We start from the raw sequence: 25,829 nt of genomic DNA, 5'->3' as shown, positions 1-25,829 counted from the left end.
CGGATAGCTGCGGATCGGTCAAGCGAGATAGTTTCGATCGACAGAAATACTCGGAGAAGTACGTTATGTAATTGGTGATACTAAATAAATGCCGACGAATGATGGCCATTGAGAGCCCGGTCGGCACCTTTCGGGACTGAGGTCGCCGTAAAACGGAGGAGACGAAGTATGAGGAAGCAACTGAATTCGATCGCGCTGGCGATTTCGATGTGCGGTTTCGCGGGTACGGCGTACGCACAGGAGGCGGGAAGCGTTGTGGTAACCGGTGGCGCCGCGTGGATCGACATGAGGCAATCGAGCTCTCAAGAACTGAAAAGCAGTTCCCAGTTCGGCACTTTCACTTCTCCTGGAACAGGCGCGGAAATTCATAACACCTTCACGGGAGAGTTCCTCGTTACCTACTTCGCAACGGAGCATATTGCGATCGAAAGTGCCGTGGGATTTCCGCCGAAGCTGAATTTTTTCTCCCAGGGCGTCGCCACCCCCCTTGGGCCCCAGGGGCCGGCAATGCCCGTGGGTGATCTGAAGCCGTTGGTGACGGCTCGGGTGTGGGCGCCCACGGTATTCGTGAAGTACTACTTTGGAAAGAAGGACAGTGTGTGGCGCCCATTCCTGGGTGTCGGCGTGAATTACACGTGGTTCAGCTCCGTCCAGGTTCATCCCGCATTCAGCGGGGCGCTCAGTCAGTTTGCCGGACCGGGTGGAAGGGTTGATGCATCGGCGAGCTCATCGTGGAACCCAGCTTTCACGGCTGGCGTGACGTATCGCCTCAACGGTAGATGGTCCGTGCTGGGATCGATCACCTACATCCCGCTAAAGACGACCGGAAAATTCGATGCAGTTAGTGCCAACGGAACGACCGTTTTGAGCAACACAACGCGAATCACGGCCAATCCAATCATCGGATTCGTTGGAGTTTCCTATCGATTTTGAGCAGTGGCTCGAGTCTGAATGGGTATATGGAAACAGGAGATTTCACCGTGGACGACATAAAAGTCCAAGTTGACGGACGGGTGCTGATCCTCACGATATCGAGATCGGAAAAGAAGAATGCGTTGACCGGTGCGATGTACAGCGCGCTTGCGGATGCGCTTGAATCAACTGCGCACGAGCGCGTGAACGCCGTCCTCATCCAATCTGACGGTGACACGTTCTCGGCCGGAAGCGACCTGAGCGAATTCTCCGCTGAGGCAATTCGTGACGGCATCGGCAAGAGCCACGGTGCGCGGTTTCTCCGATGTCTGGCGACGATGGAGATTCCCGTCGTGGCCGCCGTACAAGGGAAAGCCATTGGCGTCGGCGCCACCATGCTGTTGCATTGCGACTATGTCATCGTTGCGAACGACGCGCAACTCAGCGCGCCGTTTGTGGACCTGGCGCTCGTTCCTGAAGCGGCGTCGGGCTACCTGCTTCCGTTGCAGGTCGGAAGCATTCGTGCGTTCGAGATGATCGTGCTCGGCCGCTCTGTCGATGCGCAGACCGCCGTGGAATGGGGAATCGCCAATCGATCGGTGCCGGCTGACCAGCTTCGAGCCGAAGCGAAAGCGATTGCGGAGGTCATCGCTGCGAAGGCGCCGGGCGCGATCAGAGCGACGAAACGGTTGATGAGTGAGCGCACGAGAGTCATCGATCAAATGAACGCGGAGTTCGATGCGATCGACAGGCAATTGACAGGGAACGAGTGCAGTGAAGCCTTGGCCGCGTTCAAGGATAAGCGTCGTCCCGATTTCTTGAAGCTTCAATAACGTGATGGATAAAAGTAGCACTGACACTCGTGCGCATGAGGCCGCGATCCGGCGAGCCCCGGATTTCGACGTGCGGCGGTTGGAATCGTGGCTAGGCGGAAATTTGCGTGGTTTTAGCGGGCCACTCGAAGCATCGCAATTTTCGGGAGGCCAGTCGAATCCAACCTATTTGCTGACGACGCCATCCGCCCGCTATGTCCTGCGCCGCAAGCCGTCGGGCACGTTACTGCCGTCCGCTCACGCGATCGATCGGGAATATCGCCTGATACGTGCGTTGAACGGATCCGCGGTGCCGGTCGCGCATGCGCACTGCTATTGCGACGACGTATCGGTAATCGGCGCCGAGTTTTATGTCATGAGCTATGTGGAAGGCCGCGTGCTCTGGGAGCCCAGCCTTCCGGGCATGACGCCCAACGAACGCCGCCTGGTTTTCGATGAAATGAATCGCGTCATGGCGGCGCTGCATACGGTCGATATCGACGCACTTGGTCTGCGCGACTTCGGGCGAACAGGAAGCTATTTCGAGCGTCAAGTGTCACGCTGGACCAAACAGTATCGCGCATCCGAGACGCGCCACATTGCGTCCATCGAACGATTGATCGAATGGTTGCCGCATCATCTTCCCAGCGCGGAACGGACGAGCCTGGTTCATGGTGATTTTCGCCTGGACAACATGATCTTTGCCCCGGATGAGCCACGAGTGGTCGCTGTACTCGATTGGGAACTCTCGACGCTTGGTGATCCGCTCGCGGATTTCGCCTACCTCTGCCTCGCGTGGCACTTGCCGGCGGCCGGTTCGCGCGGACTGGCGGACTTGACTGACGCCGACAAAGTTTCGCTGGGCATTCCGCATGAAGCTGAATTTGTGTCGGCGTACTGCCGCCGTACCGGCATTGAGGAAATCGGAACACGTGAGTGGAACTTCTACCTCGCCTATAACTTCTTTCGCGTGGCCGCGATTCGGCAAGGAATCATGAAGCGCGCACTCGACGGTAACGCAAGCAGCGATCAGGCATTCGAGCACGGCAGACTTGCTGCCGCGATGGGCGATCTGGGATGGGGTTGCGCAGAACGCGCGATGGCCGCTTGACAGTAGCACCGGCCGCAATTCGGAAGAGGAATAGATGAACTTCGAACCTTCGGAAAAGGTTAAGGACCTGCAGCGCCGTGTTTCGGCATTCATGCATCAATATGTGTACCCCAACGAGGAACGTTACGAGCGAGAAGTCTGCGACGGCGACCGTTGGCAGCCGATCGCGCTCATTGAAGAGCTGAAGGCGCACGCGAAGGACCAAGGTTTGTGGAATCTGTTTCTGCCCGATTCGGAACATGGGGCGGGACTGACGAACGTCGAATACGCTCCCCTTTGCGAAATCATGGGCCGGGTGCCATGGGCACCGGAGGTTTTCAACTGTTCGGCACCCGACACAGGCAACATGGAAGTGCTGGTCCGTTACGGCACGCAGGAGCAGAAGAAGACGTGGCTCGAGCCGTTGCTGCGTGGCGAGATTCGCTCGGCGTTCGCAATGACCGAGCCACTTGTGGCCTCGTCCGATGCAACGAACATCGAGAGCTCGATCGTGCGTGACGGTGACGAATACGTGATCAATGGCAGGAAATGGTGGACTTCTGGTGCCAACGATCCACGCTGCAAGGTCTTCATTTTCATGGGCAAGACCGACCCTGACGCGGCAGAGCGCTATCGTCAGCAAGGGATGATCCTCGTGCCGCGCGACGCGCCCGGCGTGACGATTCTTCGCCATCTGCCGGTGCTCGGCTTCGACGACGCGCCGCACGGGCATGCGGAAATCGTCTTCGAGAACGTACGTGTGCCGGTAACGAACATGCTGCTCGGCGAAGGGCGCGGCTTCGAGATTGCTCAAGGGCGTCTCGGCCCCGGTCGTATCCATCACTGCATGCGCCTGATCGGTCTCGCGGAGCGTGCACTCGAAGTGACGTGTACACGTAGCCTGTCTCGAACGGCGTTTGGACGGGCAATTGCCGACCAAACGGTGACGCAGCACCGCATTGCCGACGCACGTATCTCGATCGACCAGACGCGCTTACTGGTGCTGGATGCTGCGCACAAGATGGACGCGATCGGCAATAAGGCGGCCGCACGCGAAATTGCGATGATCAAGGTGGCAGCGCCCAACATGGCATGCTCGGTCATCGATTGGGCGATTCAGACCTGCGGGGGCTATGGAATGCAGGATCGCTTCCTGACGCACGCCTATGCTGCCGCACGGTCGCTGCGCATCGCGGACGGTCCGGATGAAGTGCATCGCAATCAGATAGGGCGAATGGAACTGGCCCGTTATCGGGGCTCGAGATGAGCGGCACTACAGGAATGTCGCGTTCGCCTTCGCCTTCAAAAAAGGCCGAACGTTCGAGTGTTTATTTGATTTTGGATCCAATCGAGCTGTCTGTATCGAACTGGCAGCGACATAGCTCAACCTGGATGCACGGTACCCCGTCCCGTGCGTCGCACATACAAGGGAAGGGAACATGACAGCGCACTACAGGGTGCACGATGACGTGGCGGTTATCACGCTCGACAACCCACCGGTCAATGGGCTCGGGCACACGACACGTCTCGCCATCGTCGAGGCAATGGCCGTAGCAGCAACCGACGCGGGAGTACGGGCCATTGTCATTACTGGGGCAGACAGCGGCTTCTCGGCCGGAGCGGACATCCGAGAATTCGGCACGCCGAAAGCAACGCAGGAACCGAGCATTCATACGGTCATACGAGCGATCGAATCCAGCGCCAAGCCGGTTGTCGCCGCCATCCATTCGGTGGCCATGGGCGGTGGGCTGGAGTTGGCAATGGGTTGCCACTTTCGTGTTGTCACACCGGGTGCGCAGATTGCACTACCTGAAGTGAAGCTCGGCGTTCTTCCGGGAGCAGGGGGGACGCAGCGCCTCCCGCGGGCCGTCGGTCTCGAGGCAGCGCTCGACATGATCGTATCCGGCCGAATCGTACGCTCCGAAAAACTGGCAGACACTGGCCTGTTCGACCTGATCATCGAGGGCGACCTGCTGACAGGCGCGGTGCGGTTTGCACAACAGGCTGCGGACCGGAACGAACTGCCGCGGCTGCGAGATCGCCGCATCGAGCATGTCAATCCGGACGGATTCCTGCAATTCGCGCGCAACACGATTGCAACTGCCAGCCGCAACTTTCCGGCGCCGCTCAAATGTGTCGACGCCGTGCAGGCTTCCGTCCAGCAAGCCTTCGACGATGGGATCAAGTTCGAACGCAAGCTGTTCATGGAACTGATGGACACATCGGAATCCCGAGCGCTTCGTCACGCCTTCTTCGGAAAACGTGCTGGTGCGAAGATTCCTGACCTGCCACCCGACACACCGGTGCGGACGGTAACGCAAGTGGCTGTCGTCGGCGCGGGCACGATGGGAACGGGCATTGCGATGAACTTTCTCAGTGCGGGCCTCCAGGTCACGATTCTCGAGACGCGGCAAGACGCGCTCGAGCGCGGTGTCGCGGCGATCCGCAAGAACTACGACGACAACGCCAGAAAGGGCAAGCTCACGCAGGAACAGGTCGAGCAGCGTATGTCCCTTCTGACGCCGACACTCTCCTATGACGATCTCCGGCACGTCGACCTCATTATTGAAGCGGTGTTCGAGGAAATGAGCGTGAAGGAAAGTGTGTTCCGGGAGCTGGATGCTGTCGCAAAGCATGGAGCCATCCTGGCATCGAACACCTCGACCCTGGACGTGGACAAGATCGCCGCGTTCACGAAGCGGCCTTACGACGTGGTCGGTATGCATTTCTTCAGTCCGGCCAACGTGATGGAACTTCTCGAGGTCGTACGAGGTGAGAGGACCGCCCACGACGTGCTGGCGACAGTCATGAGTCTCGCCAGGAAGATCGGCAAGACGGCGGTGGTGTCCGGTGTTTGCGACGGCTTCATTGGTAACCGGATGATCAATCAGTACCTGCGCCAAGCAGGCTATCTGCTGGACGAGGGCGCGCTACCGGAACAGATCGATCGTGCAATCGAGAAGTTTGGCTTTGCGATGGGCCCGTTCCGCATGCTCGACCTGTCCGGCAACGACATCGTCCGGGCGATCCACAAGCGCCATGCGGTGGAAAGGCCGGATATCGTGTATTCGAAGACCACCCATCTGCTCTGTGAGATGGGGCGGTTCGGCCAAAAATCCGGTGCAGGCTGGTACGACTACAAGGCGGGCGATCGCAAGGCGTATCCGTCACCGGCTGTCAATGACATGATCGTCCAGCAATCGAGAGATATTGGTCTGGAGCGGCGTGTGATTTCGGACGACGAGATCGTCGAGCGTCTTGTCTATGCGCTCGTGAACGAAGGTGCTCGGATACTGGAAGAGGGCATCGCATCGAAAGCATCCGATATCGATGTCGTTTATCTCACGGGCTACGGCTTCCCGATCTTCCGCGGCGGTCCAATGTTCTATGCCGACACCGTAGGCCTTTACAACGTGGCGCAAGCGACGCGCCGCTACGCCAAGGGGTATCGCGGCGAAGCGTGGCAAACGGCCCCGTCGCTCGAGCGGCTGGCCGAAGTGGGCAAAGGTTTCAACGATTGATGTGGAGCACGAATATGACTGAAGCAGTGATTGTTTCCACCGCTCGGACGGCACTCGCGAAGAGCTGGAAGGGCGCTTTCAACATGACGCACGGCGCTACGCTCGGCGGGCACGTCGTCAGACACGCGATCGAGCGTGCGCACATCGAGCCGGGTGAAGTCGAGGACGTTCTGATGGGCTGTGCCGTTCCGGAAGGTGCGACTGGCTGGAACATCGGGCGGCAGATCGCATTGCGTGCAGACTGCCCGGCGAGCGTGCCAGGTGCAACCATCAATCGCTTTTGCTCCTCTGGACTGCAGGCGATTGCGACGGCCGCGCAGCGTGTGATTGCCGGTGAAGGCGATATCTTCGTTGCGGGTGGTGTCGAATCCATTTCCTGTGTCCAGCAGGAAATGAACCGACACATGCTGAACGACGGCTGGCTTGAGAGGCACAAGCCCACCATCTACTGGAGCATGCTGCAAACCGCTGAAACCGTCGCCCGGCGTTACAACATTGGGAGAGATCGTCAGGACGAGTATGGCGTTCGAAGCCAGCAGCGGGCGGCGGATGCCGTTGCCGCCGGAAGGTTTGCGGACGAAATCGTGCCGATCACCACAGTGATGGGCGTCGCCGACGCGAAGACCGGATCACTCGGCACGCGCGAAGTCACGGTGTCTGTCGATGAAGGCATCCGTGCCGATACGACACTGGAAGGCCTTTCGAAAATTCGTTCTTCTTTGCCGGGAGGCGTGATTACGGCCGGTAATGCGAGCCAGTTCTCCGATGGTGCATCCGCTGCTGTCGTCATGGACGGCAAGCTGGCCTCCGCCCGCGGCCTGCAGCCACTCGGCGCATTCCGGGGTTTTGCCGTTGCCGGATGTGAGCCGGACGAAATGGGTATCGGGCCGGTGTTCGCCGTACCTAAGCTGCTTGCGAAGGCCGGTTTAACGGTCGATGACATCGGCCTTTGGGAGTTGAACGAGGCATTCGCTGTCCAGGTGCTTTACTGCGCTGACAAACTCGGCATTCCGATGGCGCGCCTCAACGTCAATGGCGGCGCCATTGCATTGGGACATCCGTACGGTGTTTCCGGCGCGCGCCTCGTCGGGCATGCGCTGTTGGAGGGTAAGCGCCGTGGTGCTCGATATGTCGTCGTTACGATGTGCATCGGGGGCGGCCAAGGCGCAGCAGGGCTGTTCGAAGTTTTTTGATGTCTGCGCAAGAAGCGTCGCAGAAACAGGAATAGTGCGGATTAGACACCATGGGTACGCTCAAACAATTATTCGATCTTTCAGGAAAAACCGCGCTCGTGACTGGCGGCTCACGCGGCCTCGGTCTTCAACTCGCCGAGTCACTCGGCGAACTTGGAGCGCGCATCGTTCTTTCTGCGCGCAAAACCGACGAGTTGCAAGAGGCGCAGGCGCATCTGGCGTCGCTCGGCATTGAGGCGGACTTCATCGCGGCGGACGGTTCCATCGACGCAGATATTCATCGTCTGGCTGACGAGGCGCTCGCCAGGTTGGGTCGCGTCGACATACTCGTGAACAACGCGGGCGCAGTCTGGAGCGCGCCAGCGGAGGACCACCCGATCGAGGCATGGGATAAGGTCATGAACCTCAACGTCCGAGGCCTCTTCCTGCTCACCCAGCAAATTGGCAAGCGGTCGATGATCCCGCGTGGATACGGCCGAATCGTCAACATGGCATCGATCGGCGGCCTCAGGGGAAATCCGCCTGATGCGATGAGCACCATTGCCTATAACGCGAGCAAGGGAGCGGTTGTCAATTTCACACGAACGCTCGCGGGTGAGTGGGGGCAATACGGCATCACGGTCAACGCGATTGCGCCGGGCTTTTTTCCGTCCAACATGACGCGGGGCTTGCTCACCCAATTGGGCGCGGACAAGGTTGCGGAAGGACTCCCATTACGGCGCATTGGCGATAGCGAGGATCTGAAGGGCGCCGTCGCATTGTTCGCATCGGATGCAGGCAAGCACATCACCGGACAGATCCTTGCAGTAGACGGTGGCGCGACTGCCGTACTATAACCGCGATACAGAGAGATACGGATGCCGAAGTATTGGGTAGATTTGGAGATCTTCGTTGCCGGGTAAAAACGGTGGGATCACATGGCTTCTGCGTCACCGCAGTACCGGAAAGACCCCGGAACAACCGGGCGCCAATGAAACCGGCACCTGACGACGCGTTCATACGGACATTGGGTGGTGGACGGAAATGAAGGCGGTGCAAATTGCAAGTACCGGTGGACCGGAGGTGCTGACGCCAGTCGATCTCGAAGTGCGACGTCCTGGTATTGGAGAGTTCTAGTCAAGGTCGACGCTGTCGGGATCAATTTTGCCGACACGGTTCGTCGCCGCAGTGCGCCTTAAAGTCCGAGATGGTTATCTGTTGTGCGGTATTCCTGCTGCTGATGTTTGCTACTGGCGAATCGGGAGTGTTCGGCCTCTCCCGGCTAGGGGCGATCCTGAAGGAGTTGAACTCGGGCGGTATGGCGTCGTTTCGGGCCTTGTCGGAGATTCGTGCCGCGCACATGGATGTCTGGTTTCAATTGAGACGAATCGAACTCGCGCAAAACGGTGAAGAGGTAGCCACATCAATCGGCACGATTCGCTCCGACGAAGAACGGTTGGTCCCAGGCGATTTCACTGACTGCCTGCTGCAATTTGAGGAACGACATGGACGTAATGCAACGGACTCGCTTTGCTGCTGCAGCAGCAGCTAATGCTGAAGATGCATCGATTTGGCGTTGGTTTTCCGCCCTTCTTGAAGAGCGTCGTATCCGGTGGCGTTACATGTTCGATAGTTGGGTCGTTAATGTCGATCGCACTCGTGTTGCCTCGGAGTTGACTTTCTATGATGCGATAAGGGCGGCAAAAGAGGAGGCCGAACAGCGGGGGCTAGGACGGCCTGACGAAAGGCCACCCCGGGGGCGCTGGCAAGGTAGGGATACAGAAGACGTAACACGATGCCGTTCCTATCGCTAATTCGCCTGGACGTCGCAAGATCTTGTGGTGCCTGCTGACTCCAGTTGCCCGCCTGCGCGACAGTATGTGAAATCGTGCGGTCAGATTTCGGCTCGTTCGGCCCCGAAGGGGTTGTGCAGGACCAGTGGTGATCGGAGATTGTTTCGCGCGAGATGATCTGCCGTCAAGATTGATTTCGTGACGTTTCCTCGGTCGGCGGAGTCAAGTGGCGAACCTATGCTGATGGCCGCGCGTTGAGTACCAGATCGCTCGCTGCGAGGGCAATGGCACGAAGTAACAGGTTGATTTTCGCAGTGAGACTGCTCTTTTCGACATTACTTTCTAAGTTTAGAAAATTCAATTCGACTCTCAGACTGAAGGGAATCACGCATGAAGATTCACGAGTACCAGGGTAAGGAAATCCTGCGGAAATTCGGCGTCGCGGTACCGCGCGGCAAGCCGGCGTTCTCGGTGGACGAAGCCGTCAAGGTGGCAGAAGAGCTGGGCGGCCCGGTATGGGTCGTCAAGGCTCAGATTCACGCGGGTGGCCGTGGCAAGGGCGGCGGCGTGAAGGTCGCGAAGTCGATCGAGCAGGTGCGCGAATACGCGAACCAGATCCTCGGCATGCAGCTCGTCACGCACCAGACCGGTCCGGAAGGCCAGAAGGTCAACCGTCTGATGATCGAAGAAGGCGCCGACATCAAGCAGGAACTGTATGTCAGCCTCGTCGTGGATCGCGTGTCGCAAAAGATCGTCCTGATGGGTTCGAGCGAAGGCGGCATGGACATCGAAGAAGTTGCCGAAAAGCACCCGGAACTGATCCACAAGGTCATCGTCGAACCGTCGACCGGCCTGCTCGACGCCCAGGCCGACGACCTCGCCGCGAAGATCGGCGTGCCGGCCGCTTCGATTCCGCAAGCGCGCGCCATCCTGCAAGGCCTGTACAAGGCATTCTGGGAAACCGACGCGTCGCTGGCTGAAATCAACCCGCTGAACGTCTCCGGCGACGGCAAGGTCATCGCACTCGACGCGAAGTTCAACTTCGACTCGAACGCGCTGTTCCGTCATCCGGAAATCGTCGCGTACCGCGATCTGGACGAAGAAGATCCGGCTGAAATCGAAGCGTCGAAGTTCGACCTCGCGTATATCTCGCTCGACGGCAACATCGGCTGCCTCGTGAACGGCGCGGGCCTGGCGATGGCGACGATGGACACCATCAAGCTGTTCGGCGGCGAGCCGGCGAACTTCCTGGACGTCGGCGGTGGAGCTACGACCGAGAAGGTCACGGAAGCGTTCAAGCTGATGCTGAAGAACCCGGACCTGAAGGCGATCCTCGTGAACATCTTCGGCGGCATCATGCGCTGCGACGTGATCGCGGAAGGCGTGATCGCCGGTTCGAAGGCCGTGAACCTGAAGGTGCCGCTCGTCGTGCGCATGAAGGGCACGAACGAGGACCTCGGCAAGAAGATGCTGGCCGACTCGGGCCTGCCGATCATCTCGGCGGACAGCATGGAAGAAGCTGCCCAGAAGGTCGTCGCGGCTGCCGCAGGCAAGTAACGCTATCGAATACGCATGGCGGCGCGGCAGATACGCGACGCCAATCGAACAGAGGTCAAAATACATGTCGATTCTGATCAACAAGGACACGAAGGTCATCACGCAGGGCATCACCGGCAAAACCGGTCAGTTCCATACGCGCGCCTGCCGTGAATACGCAAACGGCCGCGAAGCATTCGTCGCGGGCGTGAACCCGAAGAAGGCCGGCGAAGATTTCGAAGGCATTCCGATCTACGCGAGCGTCAAGGAAGCGAAGGCAGAAACCGGCGCGACCGTGTCGGTCATCTACGTTCCGCCGGCAGGCGCAGCCGCTGCGATCTGGGAAGCGGTCGAAGCCGATCTGGATCTCGCGATCTGCATCACGGAAGGCATCCCCGTGCGCGACATGATCGAAGTGAAGGACCGCATGCGCCGCGAAGGCCGCAAGACGCTGCTGCTCGGGCCGAACTGCCCGGGCACGATCACGCCGGACGAACTGAAGATCGGCATCATGCCGGGTCACATCCACCGCAAGGGCCGCATCGGCGTCGTGTCGCGTTCGGGCACGCTGACGTATGAAGCCGTTGCTCAGCTGACGGCACTGGGCCTCGGCCAGTCGTCGGCAGTCGGCATCGGCGGCGACCCGATCAACGGTCTGAAGCACATCGACGTGATGAAGATGTTCAACGACGATCCGGATACGGACGCGGTCGTGATGATCGGCGAAATCGGCGGTCCGGATGAAGCCAACGCCGCCGAGTGGATCAAGGACAACATGAAGAAGCCGGTCGTCGGCTTCATCGCGGGTGTCACGGCGCCTCCGGGCAAGCGCATGGGCCACGCCGGCGCGCTGATCTCGGGCGGTGCGGATAAGGCCGAAGCGAAGCTGGAAATCATGGAAGCGTGCGGCATCACCGTCACGCGCAACCCGTCGGAAATGGGCCGCCTGCTGAAGGCAGCGCTGTAATATTTCCCCTGGGTTCGTCCTGCAGAAAACGCCGGCTTTGCCGGCGTGAGACTGCGAAAAAAAGCTGACACTTGACGTCAGGGTTTGATACGGCGGTCGAGCGCTGCCAAGCTAAATAGTGCGATCGCTAGCTTGAGAATCTCGTGGCGCGGCGCACATCCTTGACCTCATCGCTCAACGCCTTGGTGTGCTCGCATTTCACTGGGGGCGCGTCGTCGCACCTTCAATTTCCTGAAACTTGACCCAGCCGAACGGCGATTGCCTCGTACAACCCGGTTGGGGTGCGGTGAATTCTGCTGCTGCCGAGGGGGCGAGCAATCGTCGCTAACTGAATGCGCTGATGCCTGCTAGCGGTGGACTTCGTCGGTCCATTCCCGCGTGTCGGGAGAGATCTTCAACCGGCTGCCCTCGAGCTTGATGAGCCGGTTCAGCTTGCCGATTCCGGCCTGCCCGACGATCGTCCGGTGGCGCACGCAAGCAGCCCGGATTGAATCGATGATTCGCGACAAGCCGCACGCGTCCGTGCATGCCGAGCTTGCAGACACCGTTGTCCCGGTGCGACCGTTCGGCCGGTTCGGCTGGCCGTCTCGATGACTCGAGGCGCGCGGCGCCGCGGACAATGCGAGCGCCATCCATCGATGCTGCCCCGCGAAGCATCGCCACGTGATCCGAGGATGTCGCTGCCCGACAAGCAAAGCTTTTCCGCGCTGTGAGCAAAGGTGGACAGTCTGCGAACGCCTATTGTTCTAGTAACGGAAATGCGCGCGATGCTTACACCAACGGCCGCATACCGCTATAAGAGCCGATGCTTCGCCATGGGCAACTATCTAGGAGACGCAAGTGCCTGATACCACCATGCAAGGCTATCCTGCTTCTGCGCTGTTCGACGAAGAGGCGGGGGCGATCGATCCCCTGGTCTACTCCTACCAGGGTATCTACGAGCAGGAACTGGACCGCATCTTCGGGCGGTCGTGGCTTTTCATCGCTCACAAGAAACATATTCCCACGATCTACTGGCGGCTCGCGCGGCCTCAGTTTGAAGTTCGCCGAGTCGCTCGGCGAACTGGGGGCGCGCGTTGTGCTCTCGGCTCGAGAAATCGGCGAATTGCAAGAGGCGCAGGCGCATTTGAATTCGCTGGGCATCGAAGCGGATTTCATCGCAGCGGACGGTGCGGTCAAGATAGATATTCATCGCTTGGCCAACGAGACGCTCGCTAGATTGGGACACGTCGATATCCTCGTAAGCAATGCGGGTGCAGTGTGGAGTGCGCCGGCGGAAGATCATCCCTTCGACGCATCGGACAAGGTGATGGACCTCAGCATCCGAGGCCTCTTTCTGCTTACCCAGAAAATCGGCAAGTGATCGATGATTCCGCGCGGGTATGGCCGAATTGTCGACATCGCATCGATCGCTGGGCTCAGAGGTAATTCGCCCGACGCCATGAGCACGATTGCCTACAACGCGAGCAAGGAGGGGCGTCGTGAATTTCACTCGGGCGCTGGCGGGCGAGTGGGAACGGCGCGGGATTACCGCGATCGCCCCGGGCTTTCTCCCTTCGACATGACACGCGGGTTGCTCAACAAGTTGGGCGCCGATAGCGTCGCCGTGGAAGTGTCGTTGCGCCGTATCGGCGACAGCGAAGATCTGAAGGGCGCGGTCGCATTGTTCGCATCGGATGCCGGCAAGCACATCACGGGGCAAATCCTTGCAGTAGATGGTGGCGCAACTGCCGTGCTCTAGTTTGACGATAGGAGATACAGATAATGAAGGCAATGCAAATCGCACGTACCGGTGGACCGGAGGTACTCACGTTAGTCGACCTCGAGGCGCCTCATCCTCGTGTTGGAGAACTACTGGTCAAGGTGGACGCCGCCGGCGTTAATTTTGCCGATACAGTCCGTCGCCGGGGTGCATTTTATCCCGCCCCAACACCCCTTCCGATCGTACTGGGAAGCGAGATATGTGGAACCGTCGTGTCGGTTGGCGATGGAGTGACCGGCTGGCAGCCGGGTTCGAGGCTTATCGGCCTGCTCGATCACGGCGGCTATGCCGAATACGTCATTGTCGAAGCGCGTAGTGCGATTCCGATTCCGGAAGATGCCGACTCATCCATTGCGGCGGCCATTTTCGTGCAAGGCATGACCGCGCTGCTGGTGCTTGACGACGTCGGCGGTCCCGTGACGGGCCGTAACGTGCTTGTCGAAGGTGCGGCCGGAGGCGTAGGCGGCTTGGCGGTGCAAATTGCGCGACTGCTCGGTGCCCGTCATGTCATCGGCGCGGTGAGTTCGCCGGACAAGGGCGAGCTTGCCCGTGAGCTAGGCGCGACCGGCACAGTCAACTATACGGAGCCGGGCTGGGAAGAGGCGGCGCGTGCCCTCACGAATAACGAAGGCTTCGATCTCATCCTCCATGTCCAAGGCGGCGAGGCACTCGCTCGCGAGCTGGCTCTTCTCAGGCCTTCTGGGCGCATCGTCGCGTACGGCGCGGCTTCCAACGAGCCGATGCTAGTGGATGCTGCCCACATGCTTGGGGGCAACCTCGGTGTCTGCGGCTTCTATCTGGGGGGGCACCTTGCTGACGCCGAGCGAATGAAACGGCAGTTCTCGCGCCTAATGGGATGGGTCGAGTCCGGGCAGATCACGGTTCCGATCGGCGGGTGCTTCCCTCTTGCCGAGGCGGCTCGCGTACATGCGTTACTTGAGTCTCGCCAATCGACGGGCAAGCTGATCTTGAAACCGTGATGCCAGATGGGGCAGCAAACTTAAGCTAAGTCGAGCAAACGCACACGCGCATTACGCTGAACATACTGCGTCGGAGGTTCGTAAAGCGCCCTCCGCTCAACAACCGAAGAGGAGGTGTACATGAGTATTTCATACAGTGGAGGGTGCGCTTGCAAGGCGATTCGCTACGAGTGCTCGGCCGAGCCGATTTTCTCATTGAACTGCCATTGCCGTGACTGTCAACGTGCAACCGGCAGTGCTTACGCCTCGGTGCGGATGGTGCCGGCTCCCGCGTTTCGGATCGTATCGGGCGAGCCTCGATATCACAGGGTGAAGAGTGATCTCGGCCACGACGTGGAGCGCGGCTTTTGCCCCGATTGCGGATCGCCCATCCTTGGCACGATCGCGGAGAAGCCCGAGATCGTGCTGATCTTCTGCGGCAGTCTCGATGATCCCAGCCAGTACTCGCCCTCGATGGACTTCTACACCACCAGTGCTCAGCCGTGGGACTTCATGGATCCGGCGCTGACGAAATTTGCCAAAGGTCTGCCCAACTCATAACGCGTTGCTTAAATCCAAAGGAGACGAACGTGCTGCGACTGAAAACTGAACTGAACTTGCCGGACGTTTGCCTGACCGGTTTCGAAACGCCGCTGTCCGAGGAGGAGCGCGCCGTTCAGGAAACGCTTCATCGGTTTGCCAAGGAAGTCCTCCGCCCAACGGGCACGGCGCTGGACAAGATGACCGCGGAGCAGGCCATTGCCCCAGGATCGCCTTTTTACTCGGTCTTTACAGAGTTCGCGAAGCTCGGCGTAGATCCCGCGCTGTTCGCTTCGCTGCCCGCCGAGACGGCGTTGCGCATGGAATCGATGATCGCCGAGGAGCTCGGGTGGGGCGACAGCGGGCTTGCCCTGTCGCTGGGGATCGCCAACTTCCCTATGCAACTGGCTGTTACGGCCGGCAAGCAGGAACTGGTCGAGCTGTGTGCCGGCCGCATCGGATGCTGGATTGGAACGCAGCCCGACCGGGGCAGTGACTTCCAGGTGTTCGACATCGAACGCGATTGGCCGCAAGGCACGCCGGGTAATCAAGGCAACCTGTGGGCGAAGGTGGGCGACGACGAGATCGTGATCAACGGACAAAGCTCGGCCTGGGTATCCAACGGCGCCGTTGCGCAAGTGGCGATTGCCTATATGGGCGCGGACTATGGTGATGGGCGGCTTGACAAGAACGGCCTGCCGTACGGTGTCGGGGTGATCATCCCTCTCGACCTTCCCGGGGTCTCGCGCGGCAAGCCGCTTGAAAAAATCGGCCTGCGCGCGCTTCCTCAAGGGGAAATCTATTTTGACAACGTTCGTGTTCCGAAACGTTTCGCCGTCGCGTTGAAAGACGAGTACTACGGCAATTTTGCTTCCGTGTGGTCTTACGCTGGAGCACACACGTCGCCGATATTCGTGGGCGTCGCCCGCGCGGCGTTCGAGTTGGCGCTGCAGTACTGCCATGAACGTAAGCAGGGCGGAAGGCTGCTGATCGATCATCAGCTGACCCGTTATCGTCTCGGCGACATGCTGCGCCGGATTGAACTGGCTCGCGCGACGGCTCGGCGCTCACTCGCGTTTGCACGCCTTTCGGAGCGGGTCCACCCCTATGTCACCGCAGCGAACAAGGTGACGGTAACCGAAGAGGCGATGAAAGTGGTCCACGAGGCGCTTCAGCTTTTCGGCGCGGTGGGCACGACACGCGAATATCCCATCGAGAAGCTGTTCCGCGACACCCGTCCCTCCCTTATCGGGGATGGCGAGAGCTACTCGGTGACCATGCGCCTTGGGCTTCTTTGTCAGCAGCTCTATGCGGAGGGTTGGAGCAATCCCTGATCCGTCGAAATGCCGCGTACAACTTCGCGAATTCCCCGATTCGCGGGGATGAAAACGAACGCGCCTATTTCTTCCTGCGCGCTTTCCGGCCCCGCCAGCGACGCGAAAGCCGCCCGAAGGCCAGGTAGGCGACGGGCGTGGCGGACAGGTGCGTCGGGGCAAACTACCCGAACTGTTGGAGTGAGTGTGATGGATCAGCCGATTCTTGATTTAAATGGCAAGGTGGCGTTGGTAACTGGTTCCGCACAAGGTCTTGGTGCGGAAATCGCGACTACTCTGGCGCGCCAAGGCGCAAGGGTAATCGTGTCGGATGTCCTCGAGGACTTGGGCCGAACGACTGCACGAGCTATTCAAGGGGCGCAATTCGTCAAACATGATGTAGTGAGCGAGCCTGACTGGCAGCGAGTTGTCCAATTCGCCGTTGAGACGCACGGTCGTCTGGACCTCGTAGTGAACAACGCCGGGATAGAAGCTTTTTCGCTTCTCGAGAATCTCACCGTTGAGCAATTCCAGCGCGTTCAGAAGGTGAATCTGGAAGGAACGTTCCTCGGCACAAAGTGGGCGATTCGAGCGATGAAACCAGGCGGTAGTAGCGGGCACGGCGGCAGCATCATAAATATCTCGTCGCTGGCCGGTATCGTCGGTACGTTTGGTTTGAGTGCGTATTGTGCCGCTAAGGGCGGCGTTCGCCTCTTGACCAAAGCCGCGGCCATTGAATGTGCGCGCCTTGGTTATGGTATTCGAGTTAATTCGATTCACCCGGCTGTCGTCGAGGGGGGGATGGGAAAATCCGTTGTCAAAAGCCTTGTGGACTCGGGATTGGCTCCGGACGAGCACGTAGCGGAATCCCTCCTGGCAAGCACTCATCCTATGGGATTCGGAAAGCCAAAGGATGTCGCGGATGCAGTTTGTTTCGTGGCTTCAAGCCACTGGATGAATGGGGCCGAGTTGGTTCTGGATGGCGGAGCCAGCGCTCAGTAAAGGGCAGCGCAGATGGCCGTGCATGGTGGTTCGGCCGCTACGGAAGAGCTTGCCTTGCTAGTTCAATGCGACGCGCATAGGTACCCCTTCGAGTACATCACTCGCAAGTGCGTATTGCGAGTGCCGGGAAGCCGGACAAGTGGCGGAAGCCCTGACGCATTTGATGATGGCTCCCGTCAATGCTAGTCCCGCTGACTAGAGTTGTGAGCGGAGGTGGCGTGGGAGGTCACTTCCGCTATAGTGCTCGGCCTATCTTGACGAAAATCGATCGATAGACCGCCCCATCTTGGCAAGAACCAAGCCTATTAGCGAGTGCTCGTACTTCTTGTCAATTCAGCGGCTTTTGCTCAACTTGTATGGCAAAATGAAGCGAGCAATCATGGCAGAATGATTTGCAAGCCATTGATTTTATTCATGTATGCCGCTCAACTTTATTGACAAACGATAGCCGGCCAGGCGTGCGTCACGCGTGCGTGTCGACCCAGAGGCGGCCCCAGCGGGACGCATAGGCGAGCGCGTGTTCTTCTTCGAAGAAGAAATCGATCGCGTCGAACGAAACGGAGCGCGGCGACGGCCCGCCGCCCGCCCGCTCGATCGTCAGGTTGGCTGCGAACAGCCCGTTCGGCAACCGGGCGGCGGCGGGAGCGACTTCGTAGCCCTTGTAGCGGATCGTACGGTTCATGGCGTGCGCGGAGAAAGTTCGGACTTTCAGCGTACGAAAACCCGCCGGCCGCGTGAACCAATCTTTCGGCCAATGCAAATCACGCGGCGGGCCGAATCGATATCGAGAGGGCATGCCGGGAAAGGGGATTCGACGCGAAGCGTCGCTGTGGTTCGTGCGTGGCGCGGTGCCGGCGCGCGCAGCACATCGCCGCGCGTCCGAAGACGCGCCGCCCGCGCACGGCGGACCTTGTCGGCCGGGCGCGGGCGGCGGAGTGAAGGGGATTACTGGTTGGCGACCTTCAGCACGGGTGCGAGCGCGTCGACCGATGCCGCGTGTGTGGTCGCGCGATGCGACGCGAATGCGAGCGCGAACTCGGCGGCTTGCGCGCCGACCGTCTCGAGCTGCGCGACGACCTTCGGATCCGAGCAGCTGTCGGCGCTTTCGAAACGCGTTTCGAGCGTGTTCACGGTCGCGCCGAACGGCGTCGGCCAGCCGCGCAGCGCATGGACGATCGAACGCAGAGACGTCAGCACGGTGCCGGCTGCCTGCCAGCCGTACGCGGTGACGATCAGGCCGACCGCGCGGCCGTCGAGATAGGGGCGATCGTCCGCGCGCAGTTCCTCGAGCGTGTCGAGTGCGTTCTTCACGAGGCCGGAGACGCCGCCGTGATAGCCGGGCGTCGCGATGATGATCGCGTCGGCCTGGCGCACGGCGTCGATCAGTTCGCGCTGCGCGTCGGTCAGCGTTTTGTGTTCGGGGGCGTAGTGCGGCAGCGTATGCAGGAACGGGCCGTCGAACAGGCGCGTGCGCGCGCCGGCGGCCTGCGCGCCGCGCAGCGCGAACGACAGCGCGCGTTCGGTCGACGACGCTGCTCGGGTGGTACCACCGATGCCGACGACGAACGGGCGGCGGTGTTGATCGAATGCAGTCAAGGGGCGCTCCTTGGGGATGGCTTGCCCGGCTAAGCACAGGCTTAAAACCAGATGGTAACGACCCCATCGCCACTCTGAAAACGACTTTTCGTTCTATCGATATGCCGGGCGGCGGGGGCAATCGTGTGCGCGGCCGCGCAGATCGATAGCAGAAATGCTTGGTTGGGACGGTGCGCCGCGGTCGATAAGATGGGCCCGTCTCCTCCATGATGTCTCTACTGACATGGGTTGGCCCCGCCGCGCGGATGCAGGCGGGGCTTTTTTTCGTCCCGGTCAGGAAAAGGGGCGCGATGCCTGCGGCCGTTGCCGGTTATTCGAATACCGGCCGGAAGAAGCTGCGTTCGTAGCTGACGATGCAGCGCGTTTCCTCCGCGTAGCGGAACGCGGCCTGGCATGCCGGATCGTCCTTCGAGCGTTCGCGGTAGCGCTCGTACTCGGCGAGGCTCGGGAACGAGAACATCGCGAGCGCGATGTTGCTCGCACCTTCGGACGGCAGGAAATAGCCGTGATGCGTGCCGCCGAACTTTTCGACGAGCGGAATCCACATCTTGCCGTAGGCTTCGAACTGCTCGAGCTTGTACGGATCGATGACGTAGCGGAGGAAGCAGGTGACCATGTGCGCTCGCGGTGCGGTGACGGAACAGCGAGTCTGGATCGCGTCGCCGCAGGTGTCAACGGAGCGCGTGCGGGGCGTCGACGCCGTCGCGGGATTCGTTGCTTGCACGCACAACGATCGGCGTATTTTCATGCGTTCGCAACGACGCCGGCAGAGCGGTGGCACGCATCTTCGTTGCCGTTTTTCCTGCAAGTATTTCCCCGAACTTTTACGACATTTTTTCTTGCGAGGGCGGTCGGCGCGCTCATAGACTTCGGGCATCCCAACCACGGAGCACTGCGATGTCGATACCCTGGAACGCGATTGCCGAACGTCTCCCTGCCGCGCCGCCTTCCGTGTGCGCCGACCGGGTGGTCGTACGGCGTTTCGATCCGGCAGTCGACAGCTATGCGCAACTCACGCCGATGCTGCATCGCGCGTTCGCGTGGCTCGGCGCGATGGGGCTCAACTGCACGTGCGTCGATCAGGACGAGGGCGTCACGCGCCGCCGTGCGGAAACGGGCGAGTGCTACGTCGCCGTATGCGGCGGGCGCGTCATCGGCACGGCCACGCTGTATGGGACCGATCCGTCTTCGGCCTGCTCGCTGTACCGGCACGAAGGCGTCGCGAGCGTGCGCCAGGTGGCCGTGGATCCCGATTGCCAGAGCCGCGGGATCGGCGCATTGCTGCTGTCGTTCGCCGAGCAGTGGGCCGCGTTGCGCGGCTATACGCTGCTCGCGCTGGATACGCCGCATCCCGCGTCGCATCTGCTGGCGTTCTACGGCGCACAGGGTTTCGAGGTCGTCGACGTGATGCGCTTCGCCGGCAAGCGCTACGACAGCGCGATCCTCTGCAAGCGGCCCGTCGCGCCCGTCGTGCACCGCGTGCCGCCGGCGTCGCGGCTGGCCGTGCGCGTGGCGGCCGTGCGGCGTCTGGCGCATGCGTTGCCGGCGCGCGTCGTGGCAGCGGCACGGCGCGACCTGCGCTTACGCCGTGGCGCGGGATGGGCGGCGCGACGCGCGGCCGGCGCCGCGAGCTGCCGTTCGTCACCTTGGCGGCCGCGCCAGCATGGGCGCTACACGTTCGGCTGAGCGCCGCGCACGGGCTCTTTTCCCCGGTTTTGCCGCGTAAACGTCGCGTGAGCGGAGTGTGGCGCTTCCGCTCGTATACGGCCCATGAGACCCCCCCGCCGCGTCGCGGCGAAACCGATGTTTACGCGCTTTTTATGCTTTGCCGCGATCTTCACGCGAACCTTCATAAGATGGTTCAAGTGGAAACGGATGCAGCGCGATCGTGCGCGCGATGGTGTCGGCCAGCGAAGAGCGAAGCCGAACGCGGTCACGACGGTTCGTCGCAGGGATGCGTTGCGGCCGTCGAAAGAAACAGGAGTGCCGAAACGCTGCATAAAGACACGCGGCAGGCGCGTCGCGTCACTCGTCGCGGTTGCGCGACTCGCCGCTGCCTTTCGCGAGACGCCAGGCAATCGTGCCGAGCACGCCGACCGCGACGACCAGCGCGCCCCACAGCACGTAGCGGCGCTTCGCGTCCGTATCGGCAGCCGCCGCCGGCGCGACCGCCGATATCGGCAGCGCCGTGCCGACGCGCGCGGGCCGGACTTCGGGCGCCATGCCGACCAGCAGCGCATCGCGGCTGACGGCCGACGACACGAGCGCCGCATCGCCGACGCCGAGCGTAAACGGTGGCGTGCCGCGTGCGACGAAGGTCAGCGCGGCCGGATGCCAGCCGATCGCGACGGCCGGCTGGCCGGCGCCGAATCCGCCGTTGCGCATGTCGACGACGATCCGCCACGCACGATCCGTGTTCGCCGCGAACTCGAGCGGCGGATTGCGCTGCTCGCCGGCCTTGCCCTGCAGCCGGAACAGCACGCCGCCCGCGACGTCGCGCCACGGCGCCTGCGCGTCGGCGCGGCTTTGCAGCGTTGCGCGCGCGACGGTGTTCGGCTGCGGCAGGTCGATGCGCACGCGGTCGACCGGATACGCGCCGTCGGTGTCGAACAGATACTCGCCGGGTGCGCTGCCGGCCCGCACGCGCGCGGCGTCGCGCCATTGGCGCGGCACGGATGCGGTATCCGTCCCGCGCGCGTCGCGCGGATGGGTTTCGACGTCGATCGACGCGATCGCGGGCGCACCGTCGAGCCAGTCCAGCCGCAGATAGCGCGGCGCCGCACCTTCGAGTGCGATGCGTTCCTGCACGAGCATGTCGTCGCCGCGGCCGACCTTCAGCAACTGCGTGCTGCCGAGCGAGCGCCAGTTGCGCAGGTCGTCGCTGGCATCGACGGCGACACGCCCCTGGTAGCTGTCGTCGCCCACGTGCACGAGCAGTGCGTCGACGGCGCCGTTCGCACGCGACAGGTCGACGAGATCCGCGCCGCGCCTTGCCGGCGACGGCGTGGCGACGGCCGCGCGCAGCGAGCCGTCCGGGCCGACCGTCACGCCGAGCGGCGCGTTGCCGTTATCGGCGCGCACCGGCGGCAGCGGGAACCAGTGCACCGGCGTGCGCGACGGCGGCACGGCGGGCGCGGCCGACGCGGGTGCGTCGAGCGAATACGGAACCGGCTCGCCCGCGCCGTTGAAGACGCGCACGTCGCCGAGATCGTCGCGCCGGCTGGCCGCATACACGGGCTGCGGCACGGTGAGCTGGTAATACGCGGCGCTGCCGTCGAGGTCGAGCGAGAAGCGCTGCGCGACGCGGCCACCGCCTGGCGTGCCGTCGGCGGCCGCGAACGACGCGAGCAGGCTCAGTCCGAGCAGGGCCGCGAGTCGTTTCATTGCGGGTCGTCCCGTTGGGCCGCAGCCTTCGGCGGCAGCGGCGAGAAATAGCCGATCAACAGCAGCAGCACGCCGATGCCGATGAACGACACGATGCGCTCGATGCCGGTCACGTGCGACAGGTCGAACAGGAACAGCTTGACGACCGTGAGCGCGAGCAGCGCGGCGCCGACGAACCACAGCGGGCGCAGCCCGCGGCGCGTGGCCCAGATCGTTGTCGCGAGCGCGCAGACCGTCCAGTACACGGACACCGACGCCTGCACGAGCGTCGATTCGGCCATCGCACCGAACTCGTACGGCACGCCGGCCCAGTGATGCAGCGTGCGCAGCATCAGCGCGTTGAACCACAGGAATACGGTTGCGATCGCAACATAGTCGATCGCGCGCGAATGCCACGCGATGCCGAGCGTCTTCAGGCGGCGCAGCCACGCGGCGAACGCGACGAAGACCAGGAACTGCGCGATGTCGAGCGGATTGAGCAGCGGCAGCCAGAAGAGCGGCGATGCGTCGCCGTCGCTTGTCGCGCTGGCAATGCTCCACAGCCACAGCAGCGCGGCGAGCGGCGCCGCGCCCCACACCTGGTAAGCGCGCGGGAACGCGGCGACGGGCCAGCGCAGGCGCGAGCCGGGGCCCGATACGAGCAGGAGCAGCGCACCGAAACCGTAGGCCCACGCGCTCCAGCTCCACGCGCCTTCGGGCACGAATGCGCGCAGGCGCCAGAAGCCTTCGAGCGACAGCAGCCCGCACAGGGTCCAGAACATCAGCGTATGCAGCGGCGCGATCACGCCTGCGGCGGTGGCTTGGCCGATGCCGGGTGCCGCACCCTGCGCGGCATCGGCGCTTGCCGGTCCGCGCGACTGGCGCCACAGCAGCGCAAGACCCGCGCCGACGGCGACGGGCCACGCGAACGCGCCGAGGCCCGACAGCGGCGCTTCGTACGCATCGAACGCGCGCAACGCGAGCAGCGCCAGCACCGGCGTCAGCGCGAGCGCGGGCCATTCGGCGAGCGGCCATGCCAGCCGGCGGCGCGCGACGTGCGCGAGCCACGCGGTGCCGGCCGCGAACAGCGCGGTTGCGTCGACGACGAAGCGGTCGGCATGCAGGTCGACGTGACGGCTCGCGTAGACGAGGATCTCGTGCAGCCCGCCGCTCACCCACCACAGCAGCCCCCATGCCGCGGCCGCGGCGCCGATCTCGGGCATCCACGCATGCCATGCGCGCGCTTCGCCGCGCCCGTGCAGCCACCAGCCGGTGAACAGGCCGGCGAGCGCGATCAGCAGCATCGCGATATACGGGCTGTTGAGCACGGGCAGCGCGGTTGCGTCGGCCGGCCCGAGCAGGCTCGTGAAGAACGCGCCGGCCGCGGCGACCTGCATCAGCAGGCCGAAGCCGAACGGCAGCAGGCGCTTCTGGCGCACCGCGAGCCACACGACGGCCGCGCCTTCGATCGCCCAGGCGGCGCTCGTCGTCGGGCCCGAGAACGCGAGCGGCACGGCCAGCGTCGCGAAGATCACCGCGAGCGCGAGCATCGCCTCGAACAGCAGCGCGAGGCGGTCGCGGCGCCGCGCGAGCCATGCGGCGACCGCGACGTAGAACGCCGACAGCGCGACGGCGCTCCATGCGAGCCCGAACGGCATGCCCTTTACGAGCGACGCCTGCAGCGCGGTCGCGACGATCGGCGTGCCGAACACGAGCGTGCCGTCCACGTAGTGCCGCAGCGCGAGTTCGCGTTTCACCGCATACAGCAGCGCGATGCCGACATACATCAGGAAGAACAGGATCAGGAACGGCTCGGTGCTCGCGAACAGCGCGGGGCGGTAGGCCGTCACGCCCCACGCCGAACCGATCGTGAACGTGAACACGAAGCCGAGCAGGTTCAGCGGCCGCCATGCCTTGAACCACGCGATCGCGAAGATGCCGGCGTTCAGCAGCGCGTAGTAGCTGAACAGCGCGACATGGTTGCCCTGGCCGGTCGACAGCAGCACCGGCGCGAGAAAGCCGCCCGCGCTACCCATGAACGCGAGCGGCAGCGCGTTCTGCCTGACCGCGAGGAACGCGCTCAGCGCGCAGACCGCGACCATCAGCGGAAACGCGGCGCCGACGGGCAGCAGCGCATAAAGCTTGGTCGCGGCGAAGATCGTCAGGTACAGGATGCCGATGCCGCCGCCTTGCAGCACGAGGCCGTACGCGGCGCGGCGCCCGCGCACGCGCCAGCCGATCGCGAGCAGCGCGGCCGCGGCGAGCGCGGTGCCCGCGAGGCGGAATTCGATCGGCAGCATGTTGTTGTCGGCCGCGTACTTGAGCAGGAACGCGACGCCGAAGAACAGCACGACGATCCCGACGCGCACGACGGTATTGCCGCCGAGCAGCCAGTCGCGCGCGGCGCTGAACGCACGTTCGGCGATGCCGGGTTCGCGCGGTGCGGGCGGGGTGGGGCGGACGGGTGTTGCGGGTGCGTTCGCCGTTGCGTGGGCGGCGGCGGGAACGGGGGCGGGCGCTGCGGTGGCCGGTGTCGCGGCCGGCGTCGGCACCGATGTCGATGCTGGCGTGCCCGCGCGCGCGGCGGCTGCGATTGCGGGTTGCACAGGCGGTGGCGTTGCCGAACCAGCGGGTGAGAGCGGAACGGATGAGGCACCGGCCGCACCGGCCTTCGCGCCGGCGAGCTGGCCGCGCAGCGAATCGAGTTCGCGCGTGAGCGTTTCGACGGTCGCTTCGAGGCGCGCGACACGCTCGACGAGCGGCGCGGGCGTGGGCGGCGGCGTCGCGGGCATCTCGAACGCGTCGGGCGCGGCGCCGTCGTTCCTGGGTTTGTGTTGCCGCAGCGCGTGACCGATGCAGAATCCGACGACGGCGCCGAGCAGCGAGCCGTTCGCGGCCGAGAAATCCCCGATCAATGCGGCGATGCCGCCTATGATGAAGCCGATTACGGCGAATGCCCAGTTCAACGCCTTACTCCCTCTCTCGTATCGTTATCGTCCTTCGCTCGCGGTTCGCACCGGATCGAGGCGGGTTCAGCACGGCCGGCAGGCGAACCGGCATGCGCGCGCCGTTGGCGGATCGTCGTGCGCAAGGCGCGCGGCAACAGCGCGATCGGCGTGTTTGCCGGCAATGTATCACAGCGGGCATGCGGGATTTTCTGGGTTGCGGACAGGCCCCGATGCGTGCCTGATCGTCGTTAACGACGATCGCGCGGCACGGTTTTTTCTGTACGGTCATGCTTTTTGCGGGGGCCGGCAGGCACGGCGAGACGGCCGCCGGGATGCATTGATCTGACGACAGTCGCGACGCCGGCTGATCGGACGTGAAATTGTCGCAAAACGACGCGCGCCCGATGCGGATTGGCGCAAAAAAACATGCGATTCGCGCCGCGCTGCTGCGCACAAGTCCCGCGTGCGATGCCCGTCGTTGTTGGGTGTGCGCGTATTGCGCTGCCGCAATCGGGGGCCGCCGCGTGCAGCGGCCCGCCTGGC

The 25,829-nt window shown here is 62.5% G+C and carries 21 protein-coding genes and 1 pseudogene; 16 read left to right on the top strand and 6 right to left on the bottom strand.

What is annotated here, in order from left to right:
* Positions 1–168 precede the first annotated feature (168 nt).
* The 10 genes from FPJ27_RS16985 (at position 169) to sucD (ending at position 11,803) form a co-directional block, all read left to right on the top strand.
* Positions 169–933, top strand: a complete 765-nt coding sequence (locus FPJ27_RS16985) for an OmpW family outer membrane protein (RefSeq protein ID WP_072445168.1) — start codon at positions 169–171, stop codon at positions 931–933.
* A 47-nt stretch (positions 934–980) separates the two neighbouring features.
* The gene (locus tag FPJ27_RS16980; RefSeq protein WP_083534350.1) at positions 981–1,745 is read left to right on the top strand and encodes an enoyl-CoA hydratase-related protein; all 765 of its coding nucleotides are present in this window, start codon (positions 981–983) and stop codon (positions 1,743–1,745) included.
* A gap of 4 nt (positions 1,746–1,749) precedes the next feature.
* On the top strand, positions 1,750–2,835 hold the full coding sequence (locus tag FPJ27_RS16975) for a phosphotransferase family protein (RefSeq protein ID WP_239483221.1): 1,086 nt from the start codon (positions 1,750–1,752) through the stop codon (positions 2,833–2,835).
* A 34-nt stretch (positions 2,836–2,869) separates the two neighbouring features.
* The gene (locus FPJ27_RS16970) at positions 2,870–4,081 is read left to right on the top strand and encodes an acyl-CoA dehydrogenase family protein (protein WP_072445166.1); all 1,212 of its coding nucleotides are present in this window, start codon (positions 2,870–2,872) and stop codon (positions 4,079–4,081) included.
* A 172-nt stretch (positions 4,082–4,253) separates the two neighbouring features.
* The gene (locus FPJ27_RS16965; protein WP_204421892.1) at positions 4,254–6,335 is read left to right on the top strand and encodes a 3-hydroxyacyl-CoA dehydrogenase NAD-binding domain-containing protein; all 2,082 of its coding nucleotides are present in this window, start codon (positions 4,254–4,256) and stop codon (positions 6,333–6,335) included.
* A 14-nt stretch (positions 6,336–6,349) separates the two neighbouring features.
* A complete protein-coding gene (locus tag FPJ27_RS16960) occupies positions 6,350–7,528 on the top strand; it encodes an acetyl-CoA C-acyltransferase (protein WP_204421891.1) in 1,179 nt (392 codons plus the stop codon).
* A 50-nt stretch (positions 7,529–7,578) separates the two neighbouring features.
* Positions 7,579–8,364, top strand: a complete 786-nt coding sequence (locus FPJ27_RS16955) for an SDR family oxidoreductase (protein ID WP_204421890.1) — start codon at positions 7,579–7,581, stop codon at positions 8,362–8,364.
* A 407-nt stretch (positions 8,365–8,771) separates the two neighbouring features.
* Positions 8,772–9,059 carry a hypothetical protein gene (locus FPJ27_RS16950; protein WP_177318446.1) on the top strand — a complete coding sequence of 96 codons (288 nt, stop codon included), beginning with the start codon at positions 8,772–8,774 and terminating at the stop codon, positions 9,057–9,059.
* A gap of 631 nt (positions 9,060–9,690) precedes the next feature.
* The gene (gene sucC, locus FPJ27_RS16945) at positions 9,691–10,857 is read left to right on the top strand and encodes an ADP-forming succinate--CoA ligase subunit beta (protein WP_204421889.1); all 1,167 of its coding nucleotides are present in this window, start codon (positions 9,691–9,693) and stop codon (positions 10,855–10,857) included.
* A 64-nt stretch (positions 10,858–10,921) separates the two neighbouring features.
* Complete coding sequence (gene sucD, locus FPJ27_RS16940) at positions 10,922–11,803, top strand: succinate--CoA ligase subunit alpha (protein ID WP_204421888.1); 882 nt, start codon at positions 10,922–10,924, stop codon at positions 11,801–11,803.
* Between the two features lie 347 nt (positions 11,804–12,150).
* Here sucD and FPJ27_RS16935 read toward each other — a convergent pair whose 3' ends face one another.
* Positions 12,151–12,435, bottom strand: a complete 285-nt coding sequence (locus tag FPJ27_RS16935; protein WP_204421887.1) for a hypothetical protein — start codon at positions 12,433–12,435, stop codon at positions 12,151–12,153.
* 173 nt (positions 12,436–12,608) lie between these two features.
* Between FPJ27_RS16935 and FPJ27_RS16930 the strand changes: the two are divergent.
* The 5 genes and pseudogenes from FPJ27_RS16930 to FPJ27_RS16910 all read left to right on the top strand — a co-directional run bounded on the left by FPJ27_RS16930 (position 12,609) and on the right by FPJ27_RS16910 (position 17,379).
* Positions 12,609–13,544: pseudogene (locus FPJ27_RS16930) on the top strand (SDR family NAD(P)-dependent oxidoreductase).
* A 23-nt stretch (positions 13,545–13,567) separates the two neighbouring features.
* Positions 13,568–14,545: a zinc-binding dehydrogenase gene (locus FPJ27_RS16925; RefSeq protein WP_204421886.1), complete on the top strand. Its 978-nt coding sequence runs from the start codon at positions 13,568–13,570 to the stop codon at positions 14,543–14,545.
* Positions 14,546–14,665: 120 nt separating this feature from the next.
* Positions 14,666–15,085 (top strand): GFA family protein, encoded by a 420-nt coding sequence (locus tag FPJ27_RS16920; protein ID WP_204421885.1) that lies wholly within the window; start codon positions 14,666–14,668, stop codon positions 15,083–15,085.
* A gap of 29 nt (positions 15,086–15,114) precedes the next feature.
* Complete coding sequence (locus FPJ27_RS16915) at positions 15,115–16,398, top strand: acyl-CoA dehydrogenase family protein (RefSeq protein WP_204421884.1); 1,284 nt, start codon at positions 15,115–15,117, stop codon at positions 16,396–16,398.
* A 189-nt stretch (positions 16,399–16,587) separates the two neighbouring features.
* Positions 16,588–17,379, top strand: coding sequence for an SDR family NAD(P)-dependent oxidoreductase (locus tag FPJ27_RS16910; protein WP_204421883.1), 792 nt, complete (start codon positions 16,588–16,590; stop codon positions 17,377–17,379).
* 463 nt (positions 17,380–17,842) lie between these two features.
* On the opposite strand, the gene FPJ27_RS16905 is transcribed toward FPJ27_RS16910, so the two are convergent.
* The 3 genes from FPJ27_RS16905 to FPJ27_RS16895 all read right to left on the bottom strand — a co-directional run bounded on the left by FPJ27_RS16905 (position 17,843) and on the right by FPJ27_RS16895 (position 19,591).
* Entirely contained in the window at positions 17,843–18,061 is a 219-nt protein-coding gene (locus FPJ27_RS16905; RefSeq protein WP_034180843.1) for a hypothetical protein, read from the bottom strand.
* Positions 18,062–18,324: 263 nt separating this feature from the next.
* Entirely contained in the window at positions 18,325–18,975 is a 651-nt protein-coding gene (locus FPJ27_RS16900; RefSeq protein WP_072444516.1) for an NAD(P)H-dependent oxidoreductase, read from the bottom strand.
* A gap of 310 nt (positions 18,976–19,285) precedes the next feature.
* Complete coding sequence (locus tag FPJ27_RS16895) at positions 19,286–19,591, bottom strand: NIPSNAP family protein (RefSeq protein WP_204421882.1); 306 nt, start codon at positions 19,589–19,591, stop codon at positions 19,286–19,288.
* 281 nt (positions 19,592–19,872) lie between these two features.
* On the opposite strand from FPJ27_RS16895, the gene FPJ27_RS16890 reads away from it, so the two are divergent.
* A complete protein-coding gene (locus tag FPJ27_RS16890; RefSeq protein WP_204421881.1) occupies positions 19,873–20,661 on the top strand; it encodes a GNAT family N-acetyltransferase in 789 nt (262 codons plus the stop codon).
* A 339-nt stretch (positions 20,662–21,000) separates the two neighbouring features.
* Here FPJ27_RS16890 and FPJ27_RS16885 read toward each other — a convergent pair whose 3' ends face one another.
* Complete coding sequence (locus tag FPJ27_RS16885; protein WP_204421880.1) at positions 21,001–22,359, bottom strand: DUF3999 domain-containing protein; 1,359 nt, start codon at positions 22,357–22,359, stop codon at positions 21,001–21,003.
* Positions 22,356–25,304 (bottom strand): DUF2339 domain-containing protein, encoded by a 2,949-nt coding sequence (locus tag FPJ27_RS16880; RefSeq protein WP_204421879.1) that lies wholly within the window; start codon positions 25,302–25,304, stop codon positions 22,356–22,358. The genes FPJ27_RS16885 and FPJ27_RS16880 overlap by 4 nt, the downstream gene beginning before the upstream one ends.
* Between the last annotated feature and the right edge of the window lie 525 nt (positions 25,305–25,829).

The organism is Burkholderia sp. MS455 (assembly GCF_016899445.1).
GTDB classification, from domain to species: domain Bacteria; phylum Pseudomonadota; class Gammaproteobacteria; order Burkholderiales; family Burkholderiaceae; genus Burkholderia; species Burkholderia pyrrocinia_C.
The sequence above is the reverse complement of the archived record's forward strand: the minus strand, read 5'-3'. Positions and strand labels throughout refer to the sequence as shown.